At 66.6% G+C, this 13,559-nt stretch carries 7 protein-coding genes; 4 read left to right on the top strand and 3 right to left on the bottom strand.

All coding sequences use genetic code 11. The annotated features are described in order from the left end of the window. Positions 1–7: 7 nt before the first annotated feature. Positions 8–1,270: an S-methyl-5-thioribose kinase gene (gene mtnK, locus ACF3NS_RS03560; protein ID WP_392467839.1), complete on the top strand. Its 1,263-nt coding sequence runs from the start codon at positions 8–10 to the stop codon at positions 1,268–1,270. Between the two features lie 85 nt (positions 1,271–1,355). On the opposite strand, the gene ACF3NS_RS03555 is transcribed toward mtnK, so the two are convergent. The 3 genes from ACF3NS_RS03555 to ACF3NS_RS03545 form a co-directional block, all read right to left on the bottom strand. Beyond that, a complete protein-coding gene (locus ACF3NS_RS03555) occupies positions 1,356–1,901 on the bottom strand; it encodes a hypothetical protein (protein ID WP_392467837.1) in 546 nt (181 codons plus the stop codon). A gap of 300 nt (positions 1,902–2,201) precedes the next feature. Then, entirely contained in the window at positions 2,202–2,645 is a 444-nt protein-coding gene (gene vsr, locus ACF3NS_RS03550) for a DNA mismatch endonuclease Vsr (protein WP_392467836.1), read from the bottom strand. Between the two features lie 19 nt (positions 2,646–2,664). Beyond that, positions 2,665–3,810 (bottom strand): DNA cytosine methyltransferase, encoded by a 1,146-nt coding sequence (locus tag ACF3NS_RS03545; RefSeq protein WP_392467834.1) that lies wholly within the window; start codon positions 3,808–3,810, stop codon positions 2,665–2,667. Positions 3,811–4,023: 213 nt separating this feature from the next. Between ACF3NS_RS03545 and ACF3NS_RS03540 the strand changes: the two genes are divergently transcribed. Genes ACF3NS_RS03540 through ACF3NS_RS03530 form a run of 3 tightly spaced genes read left to right on the top strand, consistent with a single transcriptional unit; the run spans position 4,024 to position 13,557 of the window. Continuing rightward, a complete protein-coding gene (locus ACF3NS_RS03540) occupies positions 4,024–8,694 on the top strand; it encodes a sacsin N-terminal ATP-binding-like domain-containing protein (RefSeq protein WP_392467833.1) in 4,671 nt (1,556 codons plus the stop codon). Beyond that, complete coding sequence (locus ACF3NS_RS03535; RefSeq protein ID WP_392467832.1) at positions 8,687–10,402, top strand: UvrD-helicase domain-containing protein; 1,716 nt, start codon at positions 8,687–8,689, stop codon at positions 10,400–10,402. Before ACF3NS_RS03540 ends, ACF3NS_RS03535 begins: the two co-directional genes overlap by 8 nt. Further along, positions 10,399–13,557 (top strand): helicase-related protein, encoded by a 3,159-nt coding sequence (locus ACF3NS_RS03530; RefSeq protein WP_392467831.1) that lies wholly within the window; start codon positions 10,399–10,401, stop codon positions 13,555–13,557. The genes ACF3NS_RS03535 and ACF3NS_RS03530 overlap by 4 nt, the downstream gene beginning before the upstream one ends. Positions 13,558–13,559 lie beyond the last annotated feature (2 nt).

The raw sequence follows: 13,559 nt of genomic DNA, 5'->3' as shown, positions 1-13,559 counted from the left end.
AGAAGCCATGACCGCTCAGTACGCGTTCCTCACCGCCGACACGGTGCCCGACTACGTCCGGTCGACCGCGTCATTGAGCTCGCGCATCGACGCCGACCACCTGACCCGTTGCGAGGAGATCGGCGACGGCAACCTCAACCTGGTCTTCCTGCTGCGCGACCACGAGGGTCGTGGGCTGTGCCTCAAGCAGGCACTGCCCTACGTCCGGCTGGTCGGCGACGGATGGCCGATGACGCCGGACCGTGCGCGGCACGAGGTGGAGGCCCTGCGTGCCCACCACGCGCTCGTCCCCGAGCTGGTGCCGGAGGTCTACGCCTACGATCCTGAGCGCTACATCATCGCCATGGAGGATCTTTCGGATCATGACGTATGGCGCTCCGCCCTGATTCGCGGCCAGCACCACACGGGGGCGGCGCACGAGGCTGGTCGCTACGTCGGCGCCGTGGCGTTCGGCACCTCGGCGTTCGGGCTGGAGCGGGAGGCACTGGCGAGCAGCATCGCGTCCTCGGTCAACCCCGACCTGTGCGTCATCACCGAGGACCTGGTCTTCACCGAGCCGGTGGTCGATGCCGGTCGCAACAGCTGCCTGCCCGCAAATGCGTTGGATGCCAAGGAATTTGCGGAGGATCCGGCCGTCCGGCGGGCGATGGGGCACGCCAAGTGGTTGTTCATGACAAAGGCCGAGGCGCTGATCCACGGCGACCTGCACACGGGGTCGGTGATGGTTCGGGGTGGGGATGGCAATGGGGGCGGTTCCGGCGGTGCCGTCTCGGTCAAGGCTTTCGACTCGGAGTTCGCGTTCTACGGCCCTGTGGCGTTCGACCTGGGCGCACTGTGGGCGAACTACGTGATCGCGGCAGCCCGGGGCCTCGCGCTGGGCGACGAGGCGCACGCGGACTGGTGCCTCGACCTGCTTGCGCAGACGTGGGAGGGCTTCGAGCAGGAGTTCCGCCGCCGCTGGCCGACCCGCCTGGACCCACGCGTGTGGGACGACGCCACGCTGCAGGACCTGCTCCTCACCTGGCGCTCGGAGGCCTGGCTCTTTGCCGCGGCCAAGATGTCGCGCCGCATCGTCGGCCTGGCCAAGACGCAGGACATCGAGACCCTCCCCGAGTCGCAGCGTGAGGGCGCGGCGCGGGCCGTGCTGCACGTCGCCCGCGCGCTGGTGCGGGAGTCCGGCGCCGATTCGAACGTTGACCACATCCGCGCCGTCATCCGCCGCCAGCTCCAGACCGCCGTCCCGGCAGCACACGCCACTGTGGAAGGCTGAGCACGTCGATCGCGGAAACACGCATGACGGTGCGCAGGTTTCCGCGGTGCAGGCCACCATGTCTTCGCCTGGCCCGGCGAGCGGTTCAGCGAGGGTTGCGGGGCGGGTGCTTCTCCTCGATCCGGAGCAGCACCTGGTCCAGCGCCGAGCCCGGCCCGATGTCCGGCTCGTCGTCGGGGTCGAGGTCTCGGCCGTACTGGTCGGGCAGGTCCCCCCACCCGTCGAACGGCATGACCTGCCGCACCGGGCCGCCAGGCACCGGGTGTGGGTCCTTCGTCGGCAGCACCTCGCAGTGGTGCAGGCAGGTGTCGCCGAGGTCGAAGGTGTAGGTGAACGTGACGCCCCCCGTGAGCTCGGTCAGCGGCCGCTCGAGGGGCTCGTAGCGAGGCGTGCCGCTGCCGTCGTCCAGCTCCTCGATCGTGTCCTCGTCCGTGACGACCAGCCGGTCGCCCAACTCGAACTGGACGAGGTGCCCCAGGTCGTAGCGCCCGAAGGCCCGGTCAATGCCCTCCGCGAGCGCGGCGTAGGTCGTGCGCGGCGGGATCGCGAGGACGCGTCCGGGAGCGGGGTCGAAGTCCTCCCCGCGACAGCTGACGAGCGTGACCATGAGGACCTTGCGGCGTGCAGCCATGCCTCCATCCTGCCGTGATCCGACGCCGCCAGCACCCCGCCCGCCTTACGGCCTCATGCCTGCGGGCTTGGGCGGGAGGAGCGCGACCGGCGACCGGTCATACCGAATCGACTTGAGCTCCACGGTGGGTGGCACCGTGGAGGCCGCGTGACCGTCACGGACGCCGCCGGCGTCTCGGCCGTGGCGGTGACCGACGCGCCGGGGACGCTGCGCAGCGTGAAACTCCTCGCCCCCGCACCGCGTGGGTGGAGAACGTCTGATCGAAGAAGGCAAACTTCGGCATGGCCAGAGCCGACCGGCTCAATCCCCACAGGGTCCTATATGCAGGGCGTCCTCCACCAGGTCTGCCGCCGCCCCAGCCGATATGTGCTCCCAGATCCTCAGGACTGTCCATCCGGCAGCGCTGAGCAATGCGTCTGTCTCTGCGTCACGCGCCATGTTGGCACCCAGCTTGGCGTCCCACCATAGCGCGTTAGCCTTGGGATGCGTCCCGTGAATTGGACAGCGGTGCCAGAAACACCCGTCGACGAAGACCGCCAACCGTTGACGGGTGAACGCAATGTCGATTGTCCGTCGCTTGTTCCCAGGAACCGGATAGACAACCCGGAAACGTCTCCCCCGCCTGTGGAGCTCCCGACGAAGAAGCACCTCGGGCCCAGTGTCCCGCCTACGCGCACTCGACATACGTCGCGCGACTGACTCCGAGCTGGCGCCTGGATGCTTAGGCAACGAAATTCCACTCATGACGTGCGTAAGTGCGGTCTCACGAGAACAACGCTCCGTCGATCTCGTGACGGGCCCAGCCGAAGGCGGCCTGTCGAATGGACTTTCCCAGGGCTTCGCCCAGGGCGAGAGGCACAGCATTCCCGATCTGACGTGCGATGTCGGTCTTCGACCCCACCCATCGGTAGTCGTCAGGGAATCCCTGCAGCCGAGCGGCCTCCTGATGCGTGATGGCCCTGTGTTCGGTGGGGTGGAGGTAGCGCCCCTTTTCCGGCTTGAAGAACTCCGTCCGGATAGTGACCGAGGGCCTGTCGTACATGAGGCGGCCCATTACGTCTCCCGAGCCGCTGCGGTGGTTCACCCAGCACGGAGCTTTAAGATTCTCCGGCAGATCGAAGCGGTTGCCTCCAGCCGGGATAGCGCGAAATCGTCGCTTGGAAATCTCCTGGTAGTCACGGGTCACATGCAATTCATCGGTGCGGAATGATCCAGGGAAACTTCTGCCGTGAAAAAGCGTAAATTTCTGGGGCAACTGCGTGGTAGCGACACCGGGGGACAATCCAGTCCAGGCCTCCCGAACGCTCACGCGCTCGTCCCGCAGGTGCGTCTGCCGTGGCCAGGCGAGTGAGGACACATCCCTTCGGTGCCCAAGCACGACCGTCCTTCTCCTCAGCTGGGGCGCGCCGAAGTCGGCGGCAAGCATGACGCGCGCCTCGAATGAATAGTCCTCCAGGATTCCCCCCGGCTCGGTCCACGACCGAAACTGTTCGCACTCCCGCGTCTTCAGGAAGGTCGCGACGTTCTCCATGACGAACCACCTCGGCCTAGCCAGGGCAATCACCTCGGCGTAGCTCTCCCACAGAGCGTTCCGCTCATCTCCTCTGCGGCGCCGGTTCAGTTGCGAGAAGCCCTGGCAGGGCGGCCCGCCCAGAACGAGGTCGACCTCAGGGACCGATCCCGCCAGCAGCCACTCCTCGACCGGACCCGGATAGGAGACACCGGCGCCGTGATTCGCCTCGAAGGTGGCAGCCGCCGCGGCGTCATGCTCAACGGCCTGGACAGTGCGCAGTCCTGGCAGAGCGATCGCTAGCCCGGCCGTCAGACCCCCTGCGCCCGCAAACAGATCGATGCTTGACAGCACCGGGGCGGGGACGCCCTGAGAAGCCGCCTCCACGTCGTTAGTCATCGTCATCTCACCCTCGCCCGCGCACGCACTGACGTCCGAGTCTAGCCGGCCGGTGGCTGTCCCCAAGGCACGCTGCGCCAGCCGTTCACCACCCTTTTCGGGGTCATCGCGCCCCGCCGGCGGCTGGGCCGTGATAGGTAATGTCCTGACGCTGAGCAACGGTGCTGGCCATGTACCCACTGTGATGGCGTCAGTCGAGGTACTCAAGGTCACTTGGCGACCCGGACGAGAGTGGATGAGATGGTCCAAGCCTGGGGGGGCACCGACAGCGACGTGTGCCGGGCGGTTGACGTCCAGCGAGAGCGGCTGCTGCAGACATACCGCACCGACCCTGGTCGGGTCGAGCAGGACGCCAACATCGAGCGCTCCATCGCCGAAGGTGCCTACGCGAAGCGGCAGCTGTTCGAGTTGATCCAGAACGCTGCGGATGCGATGCAGGTTGACGCTGGCTCCGGCCGTTGTGAGGTAATCCTGACCGATCGATGCCTCTACGCCGCCAATAGCGGCAGTCCGCTGTCGGTAACAGGCGTCGAGACTCTCATGGCGACCCACCGCTCCGGGAAGCGGGACGACCAGATCGGCCGATTTGGGCTCGGCTTCAAATCGGTCCTGGCGGTGACGGACAGCCCGAAAGTCCTGAGCCGGTCAGGGTCCCTAGCCTTCGACCGGAACAGATCTGCGGAGGAGCTTGACCGGATCGTTCCCCAGGCCCCGCACTTCCCAGCCTGCAGGCTCGCTTGGGTCGTCGACGCCAAGAAGGAGGCGTTCGGCGATCCGGTGTTGACGGGCCTGATGAAGTGGGCATCATCGATCGTCGTGCTTCCGCTGAAGGCACACGGTCACATTCTTGCCAAGAGCCTCGCCGAATTTCCCGCCGAGTTCCTCCTCTTTTCTTCGCACGTCAGGCGGTTGGACCTGGAAGACCGTACTGCGACCTCCGGACGATCTATCACCCTGTCAGCTGGAGACGCAGGGGAACTGATCTTGTCGAATGCAGGGAAGAAGTCGGTCTGGATCGTGAACCGGGCGCGGTACGCACCCAGCAAAGCAGCGCTGGAGGATGGGGGGTATCATGCGGCCCGGGAGTCACTTGAGGTGGCCTGGGCAGCGCCCCTCCAAGGCGCGCCGGTGTCACTAGGCGCGTTCTGGTCCTACTTCCCCACACAGTCCGGGACAACCCTTTCGGGGATCGTGAATGCGCCCTGGAAACTCGCTGAGGACCGAGAGACCTTGCTTGAGGGCACTTTCAACCGTGAGCTTTTGACTCAGGTGCTTCCAGGGCTGGTGGCCGGATCAGTGCCCCTTCTGTACCGTCCAGATCGCCCAGGTGCTGTGCTCGATGCGCTACCTGCCCGGGGCAGGGAATGGCGCAACTACGCCGACGACGTGCTGAACGAGCCCGTCATTCGGGCGGTAGGCCAGGGAAAGTGCATCCCAACTCTTGCCGGCACCCTCCAAACCGCCAAGCGCGCCGAGCTGCACCCGGAGGGGGTCACTCCCGAAGAGATGGAATTATGGGCCAGCGGTTGCCCTGATCCCGAGAACTGGGCTCACACCTCGCTCTCCAGCCCTGAGCGTCGCTCGAAGCTGACCCGCTTGTTGGCGCTTCACAACCGCAGCGCCGTCGAGCTGAAGGCTTGGGTCGAACACCTTGTGAAAGAGCCTGACGCCGAGCGGAGCGCTATCGCGGTGCAACTCGTGGCGCTCCTGCGGAAGCGTCTTCCCGCCGACCCGGATCTGGCCAAGGCCCGCGTACTCCTGCTGGCAGACGGGACCCTCCATGCCTGCATCAGAGGCCAGGTCTTTCTCCCAGGAGGCACCCCACCGCCCGGCGCGCTGATCATCGACGAAGTCCTCGCGGGGGACCGCGCGGTAGTCAAGGCGCTGGCCGAGCAGGGCATCGAGGTCTTCGACACGGCAGGCGAGCTCATGAACGAGCTGACCCAACCCCACATTGAGTGGAGCCGCGTCTGGCCCAGCGCGCGAAAGATCTCGGCGGAGGAGGCCGAGCGAATCTTCCGCGAGGCACTGGAGGAGCAACTCCTCACAGACCTGCGAGTGAGGGTGCACTCGGGCAAGTGGCAGCCTCCTTGTCTGGCGCTCCTACCGGGCTGCATCATCCCGGCCGACGGAACGCGCGACCAAGACCACGTGGTCGATCACCGTTACCACCAGCAGGACCTTGAGCTCCTGGAGCGGCTCGGGCTGACGGCCGCCCCCCGCAGGCTTGCTCGGGCACCCGAAGAGCCCTGGCGCTCCCGGGCCCGTCAGCGTGCCCGGGACGGATATCGCGAGGCCAAGAGCCCGGGGGGGCTTCCAGACGAGAAGATCATCATCGAGGAGTTCCTCTCGACCTGGCCACTGGAGGTGCTGGACCGGCTGAGTCCCCAGGGCCGCGCGGCGTTGACAACGTCGGTCCTCAGCCAGATGACCGGCCAGGAAGAGTGGCGCGTGTCGCGGACCGACGGCAAGGCGTCCGCGGTCCTTATTCCTGACCCCGCATGGGAGCGTCTGCGCCGCAACGGATACCTCACCACCCAGGTGGGGATCCAACCGACCGGGGCATGCCTGCGCTGGTCGGAGGATTGCGCTACTCAGGACGGCGTGGAGCAGCCGCTCCCGGTTGTACCGGAGACCTTCGAGGAGGGACACGCCGACGCGCTGGGGCTCCGGTCCGACCCCGGCGAGCTCCGCAGCGATGACTGGGCGAGGCTGCTGCGGGAGTCAGGTGGTTGGGAGGAACGCCGTCGATACCTCCTCTACGCGTGGGCCGCATTCTGCGATCAGCCTGCGCCCCGGAGCCTCAAGGTCCGGAGGGGGCCTGGGCACACCGAGGCGGCTCCTACCCAGTGCGCGGTCACATCCTCGGCGGAGGTCTACGAGTCCTTGACCCTCGCGAACGTCCCCGCCGTCCTGCTGGGTGCGGACGATGCCGCTCTTCTGCGGGAGCGATGGGGACTGGCTACGGGTGAGGACATGCTCACAGAAACCTTGGACTACGACGCCGCGGGCGAGCCGGTGCCCGCTCTTGATGAGTACCCTCCACTGCGCAACCTGGTGGACGACGAATGGGCCGGCCTGGTGCTTCAGAGGTGCTCACGGTTGGAGCTCCAGACAGCGACCCCCGGAGGTGCCGACACCCGCGCGCTGGTAGATCGACTGGAGGGAACGACCCTTTACACGACAGCGCCACAGGACCGTGCCGTCCTCGCGGCGATAGCCCGACACACCGGGGCGAGCTTCACGCCCGATCGCGTCCTCTCACTGATCGAGACGCAGCGCTTGAACCACCTGCGCCAGGAAATCCTGAAGGAATCAAATGTCCCGGCCAAGCTCCTGCTCGCCATCGGACCAGATGATCTGCGGAGCACCATCCCAGTCGCCGCCCTGGGAGCGCTCGAGCATGCGGCCGGTCACCCCCCGACGGACCTCGAGATCGCGAAGCTATCCCTCGCCGTCCACGGGTACTCCGTGCTCGAGAAGCACAAGAAGGCGCTGGCCGCGAAGGGCCTCGGTCAGGTGGTCCAGTGGGCGGGCAGTCGGAACGCACGCGATTGGGTGCGTGGTCTGGGGTTCCCGATCGAGTACGCCGGGTTTTCCGGCGAGACCCGTGCCGCCGAGCTCGAGGTTGACGGCCCTGCGGTCCTGGGTCCCCTGCACGACTACCAGGCGCGCATCGCCGACCGGGTGAGGGACCTGCTGCGCCCGGACACGGAGATGCAACGCGGCCTCCTGTCCCTCCCGACCGGGGCCGGCAAGACGCGAGTGGCCGTGCAGGCCTTGGTGCAGCACATGGTCAGTTCCCCCTCGGACGTCCGGGTGGTGTGGTTGGCCGAAACCGACGAGCTTTGCGAACAGGCCACCCAGACCTGGGCTCACGTATGGCGAGCGGCGGGGACCCCCGGAACCTCCATGACGTTGAGCCGGCTGTGGCAGGCGAACAGGCCGAACGAGCGCGAAGGCCACCAGGTGGTCGTGGCATCCCTGTCGAAGTTGCTGAGCATCCTGCAGGCGAACGGGGGATCGCTGGGGGAGTACGCGTGGTTGGTCCGTCCGGCGATCATCGTCGTGGACGAGGCCCATCGATCCATCGGCACCATGTACACCCAGGTCATCAGCGCACTGGGCGGGGCCTCCCGCGTTGTAGACATCCGGACGCCACTCCTGGGGCTGACGGCGACACCCTTCCGGGGCTTCAACGAGAAGGAGACGGAGCAGCTCGCGGCCCGCTATCACCGCCATCTGCTCGACGATGGCGTCTTCCCTGGGGACGACGCTTATGGCTACCTGCAGCAGCACGGCGTCCTCGCCCGGGTGCGCCACATCGAGCTGCAGGGCGCCGAGATTACCCTCAGCGACACGGAGAAGGGCCAGGCCAAGATCGGTCTGCTTCCCAGCAGCGCCGAGAAGAGGTTGGGCCTTGATCGGGAGCGCAACCAGGCCATTCTTGAGGCTCTGCTCGACCTTGACGAGGACCAAACCGCCCTTGTCTTCGCCACGTCCGTCGAGAACGCGGAGGTGCTCGCGGCACTTCTTACCCACCACGCGATGGAGGCTCGAGCAATCTCCGGCGAGTCGGATGCCTTCGCTCGTCGGCGGTACGTGCAGGAGTTCCGGGAGCGAAAGATCCGGGTGCTCACTAATTACAACGTCTTCACCGAGGGCTTCGACGTCCCCAAGGTGGACGCCGTCTTCATCACCCGTCCCACGTTCAGCCCGAACGTCTACCAGCAGATGGTCGGGCGCGGCCTCCGCGGCCCGCTCAACGGCGGAAACCCGGAAGTCCTCATCGTCAACGTGGCCGACAACATCACGAACTACGGTGAGACCTTGGCCTTCCACCACTTCGAGCATCTCTGGACAGGACGCCCCGGCCATGACTGAGATCCACCTCGACCCCGACCAGGATCGCGTCGCGACCGCCCCGGCCTCCAGCCGGCAAGTCGTGACGGCCGGGCCCGGATCCGGCAAGTCACATGTTGTCGGCGAGCGCTGTCGCTACCTTGTCGAGGAGGGCCTTTACCCGGACCAGATCCTGGTGCTCTCATTTTCGAACGCCGCCGTGGGCGTCGTACGATCTCGAACCGTCGACGTGGTGGATGCCGGCCAGGGGGTGGCCGTGTCGACCCTGGATGCGTTGGCTCGCCGGATCCTCGAGCACGACGGTGAGGCGGCTGACCTGTCCTTCGACGCCGTCATCAGGGGAGCCACGAGGGCGTTGCAGGAAAGTTCCGAACCTCTGCTGGACGACGTCAGACACCTCATCGTGGATGAGGTCCAGGACGTCGTGGGTATTCGCGCACGCTTCCTCGGAGACCTGCTAACCAAGGGACTTGATCCAGGAGCGGGGTTCACCCTCCTGGGAGACCCGCTCCAGGGCATCTACGACTTCCAGATCACCCAAAAGGACCCTTGGACCTCCGAGAGCCTGCTCGACGTCCTTCGGTGCACGCAGGCGCCGGTGCAGGTCGAGCTTCGAGGTCAGTACCGAGCACTGCGAGGGGACGCCGCGCTCGGAGCAGCCCAACGCACCGCCATGCTGACTAGCCCCCCTAACCAGCAGATGATCCTGGCGCGTGGAACTGCCGCGAATCTCTCGCCGCTCGGCCCCCTCGACGACGAGGCAGTCGAGATGATCCGTCGGTGGTCCGGCACCACCGCCCTCCTCTGCGACACCAATGCCAGAGCGGCCCTCACGTCGGATCTCCTCGCCAGTCTCGGGCTTGCAAACGAACTCCAGGGGAGGGCGACCGATCCGCTCCTCACCCCCGACATCGCCCGGATCCTCGCTGACCATCCCTCATCCGTCATCGATCGCGAGACCTTCCGCACCCGCGGTGAGGAGCGAGGGGTCGCCGATCCCGACGGGCTGTGGCGCGAGCTGACCCGTGTGACCGACTCTTGGCGTCATATCGACATCCGCGACCTGGCCCTCAAGCTGGGATCGGCACGAATCCCCCGCAGCCTGCTGCGTCAGCCCGACGGGCGCATCCGGGTGTCCACGGTCCATCGCGCCAAGGGACTTGAGTTCGACAACGTGGTACTGGTCGACCACGACGCGTGGGCTCATGGGGGGGACGAGCGCGCGGAGGCACGAGTCCTCTTCGTGGCGCTCTCCCGGGCCCGCTCGAAACTCACCACGGCGAGTGGGTGCTCGCTGCGCCGCTGGGGGCTTGACAAGAAGACCGGCGTGTGGCGCAGAGCCGCGGCCCGGGGGCGCGGAACAACAGCGATCGTCCTGGAGCCGAACCACATCACATCAACGCAGCCCGTGCCCGGTCAGCCGGCCGACGTGGCGGGCAGGGGTGTCGATTGGATCCCGATCGAGCACATCACCGACGAGGCCGGCGCAGAACTGCCCTGCTGGGTGCTGACCATCGACGGCCACGAGATCTCCCGCACGACCGCGGATTTCGGGCGATACATCCGCGCCATCACCTCGGATGACAGGCGGCCGGCCATCCAGGGTGGCAGGCTCGACGGAGTGATGACCGTCACCGGGTCTCCCCAGAGGGAGGGTGCCGGCAAGAACGGCCTGTGGTTGGGGGGCCGTGTGAGCGGCCCCGTCTACTTCGAATGGGAGCGCCGATGACCGGCTTCGATCGGGACTACCAGGTCCGCGAGCTCATGCTGAGGCGCCTGCGTGAGGACCTGTTGGGTGGCCCGGAGGACGCAGAGATCAAAGACGAACCGCTGAGTCGCTTCGTGGTGGGCGTCCTCTACCCCGCCGTGGCCGACGACCCACGGGATGTCCCGGCCAGCGTGGAGGACACCTCCCTGTCCGATGTCGAGGCGGAGAGCATGGGTGTTGGGGGTGAGACTACGGCCGACCCGGGGGTGGCGCTCTCCAAGGTGCGCTACCCGCGATCCATGGGGCTCACGGTCTCGGTGGCCGCCCACCGCGGTGCCTCGCTCGACGTCACCGTCGATGCCGCCTCATATGAACGGGATGGAGAGGTATGGCGACGTTCGGACCTGCCGCCTTGGACCCACGTCGTCAGCCTCGGCGAGCCTGGTCGCGGCATTGTCGCTGTCGTCGAGGGACAGTTGGAGCTGCAGTACCACGTGCGGGCCCCCCAGAACGGTGTGGTGTCGTTGACCCTGACGCTCATCAACATCCAGAGGGCGGCGCGCGGTGCACGCGACGGATCGTGCTGGTTCCATCCGCAGATCCGAGTCACGCCGGTGGGCGCCGGGTTCACGCCTCGTCCCGCGGTTCGTGGAATCGGCGCGGACGAGCGGGAGGTCGAGTCACAGAATCTCCTCTTCCGAGATGTCAGCTCGTACGCCGTCGGACATGGCTGCGCCGTGCAGTGGCAGGGCGACCATCCGAACGAGATCTCGACCACCTTCCTGCCCAGGCATGAGCTGCTGCTCAGCAAGGCGGCAGGCGGTGAGGGCCTGGCCCTGGGGATGGAGAGCCTCGCCGGCGATCGGAAACTGCTCGTGCTCGAGGACCTGGCCCTGGGCTACGAGGCGTGGATAGATGGCCTTAGGGACCGAGCGCAGGAACTCTCCCGGGAGGATGCCGACACCCTCACGCGTCATATCGCAGAGGCCGGCGAGACCGCGAGACGCATCCGAGACGGCATCGCCCTCCTTCGCGGGGACGAGACGGTCTTCCAGGCCTTTCGACTCATGAGCCTGGCAATGGCACAGCAACGGAGCCGCCAGGAACACCACCGTTCCGGTAGGCACGGAGATCCGGTGAGCACCGCCCGCGCCGCTTGGCGGCCCTTCCAGATCGCCTTCATCCTCACGAACCTCAGGGGAGTCGCGGACCCGCAGCACCAAGACCGGGACATCGCCGACGTCCTCTGGTTCCCGACCGGTGGCGGCAAGACAGAGGCCTACCTCGGCCTCATCGGGGTCGCGATCCTTCTGCGCCGACTACGCGACTCCGACGCCGGTGGCGTGTCTGTCCTGATGCGTTACACACTCCGGCTCCTGACCCTGCAGCAGTATCAGAGGGCCACCGGCCTCATCTGCGCCCTCGAGTGGGTCCGCGCGCATCACCTCCCGGACGCAACTCCGATCTCCATCGGGCTATGGGTTGGCCAGGCATCGACACCGAACTCGATCAAGGACGCTCAGACCGCGCTCAATCAAGCACGCAAGGGACGGTCGTTGGGCGACGACCAGGACCGCAGCGACCCGGTACAGCTCCGGAGGTGTGCTTGGTGCGGGCACACGTTGGATCATCGCAACTATCAGATCGTCGATGGGACCTCGATGCGTGTGTCGTGCGGGAATGACGCCTGCGTCTTCCGCAACGGCCTGCCCGTCCACATCGTCGACGAGGACGTGTACGCGAACCGGCCGTCCCTGGTCATCGCCACAGTCGACAAGTTCGCCATGATGCCCTGGAAACGCGAGGTGGGTGCGCTGCTTGGGGTCGAGGGTGCCGTCCACGGTCGTGACCAGGTCATCCTGCCGCCCGACCTGATTGTCCAGGACGAGCTGCATCTGATCAGTGGCCCGCTCGGCACGGTCGTCGCTCTCTACGAGACGGCAGTCGATGCGATCGCAGGAATCACAGCTCGGCCGAAGGTCGTGGCCTCGACCGCCACGATCCGGCGCGCCTCGGACCAGGTCCGTGCGGTCTTCGCCCGTGAGGCCCGGCAGTTTCCACCCCCGGGCCTGTCGCACCGCGACTCCTACTTCGCGGTCGAGGCCACCAAGGTCGAGAAAGCCTCCCGGGAATACGCGGGTGTGATGGCCCCTGGTGCCAGCCACGCCACGCTGATGGTGCGTGTGTACTCCTCGCTGCTGCAGTCGGCCTCCCAGGTCCCGGTTGATGACCCCGAGGCCGACCTCTATTGGACCCTGCTCGGCTACTTCAACAGTCTCCGGGTGCTAGGCGCCGCATACATCCAGGTCCTCGACGACGTTCGCGATCACATGAAGGTGATCGCATCACGGCGCGGTGAGCCGGTCCGTCACATCCGTGAGCCGCGAGAAATGACCTCGCGCAAGAAATCGAGCGAGATACCGCGGGAGCTGGAGATCCTGGAGCGTCCACGTGGGCATGACGACGCCGCGGACACCGTGCTGGCAACCAATATGATTTCTGTGGGCGTGGATGTCGATCGTCTTGGGCTCATGATCATGATGGGGCAACCGCAGACCAGTGCCGAGTACATCCAGGCCACGTCTCGGGTGGGACGCCAGCGCCCCGGGCTGGTAGTGACCCTCTACAACGCCTCACGCAGCCGCGACCTGTCCCACTACGAGAACTTCGCGGCCTACCACCGCATGCTCTATCGCCATGTGGAAGCCACAGGGGCCACGCCTCTCGCGCCTCGTGCCCGCGACCGAGCCCTGCACGCGGTTCTCGTGTCGATGGCCCGGCACCGGATCCCGCAGGCGGCGCCTGACCGAGCCGCCGGAGACGCTGCGGAGTGGGAGGGGCAACTCAGGGAGCAGGTCGAGCTTATCTGCCAGCGCCTCGGCATGATCGCGGGCGCCGATCGAGTCACCCCTGCCGACGAGACCGAGGAGCGCATCCGGGCCGAGCTTGACCGTCTGGTCGAGGAGTGGACAGAGGCCGGGCCAGTGACCCATTACGAAGGTTGGTTCTCCAAAGCCCCCGGCGCGCTCCTGGTGCCAGCAGGGGCCCAACTCGGACAGACCCGCACGACCCACCTCGATTTCCCCCCACAGGCACCCCCCTGGCCAACCCTGACCAGCATGCGTGATGTCGACGCCGAGGCGAGGGTCTACCTGCTCCGCGACAAGGATAGATAGTC

The sequence above is a fragment of the Arsenicicoccus cauae genome, assembly GCF_043162025.1.
In the GTDB taxonomy this organism is placed as follows: Bacteria; Actinomycetota; Actinomycetes; order Actinomycetales; family Dermatophilaceae; genus Arsenicicoccus; species Arsenicicoccus cauae.
This window is presented reverse-complemented; position numbering and strand designations above follow the sequence as displayed.

Bases quoted from the DNA above. Each gene is read 5' to 3' on its own strand.
- mtnK (WP_392467839.1), top strand. From the start codon at position 8: ATGACCGCTCAGTACGCGTTCCTCACCGCCGACACGGTGCCCGACTAC.
- ACF3NS_RS03555 (WP_392467837.1), bottom strand. From the start codon at position 1,901: ATGGCTGCACGCCGCAAGGTCCTCATGGTCACGCTCGTCAGCTGTCGC.
- vsr (WP_392467836.1), bottom strand. From the start codon at position 2,645: ATGAGTGGAATTTCGTTGCCTAAGCATCCAGGCGCCAGCTCGGAGTCA.
- ACF3NS_RS03545 (WP_392467834.1), bottom strand. From the start codon at position 3,810: ATGACTAACGACGTGGAGGCGGCTTCTCAGGGCGTCCCCGCCCCGGTG.
- ACF3NS_RS03535 (WP_392467832.1), top strand. From the start codon at position 8,687: ATGACTGAGATCCACCTCGACCCCGACCAGGATCGCGTCGCGACCGCC.
- ACF3NS_RS03530 (WP_392467831.1), top strand. From the start codon at position 10,399: ATGACCGGCTTCGATCGGGACTACCAGGTCCGCGAGCTCATGCTGAGG.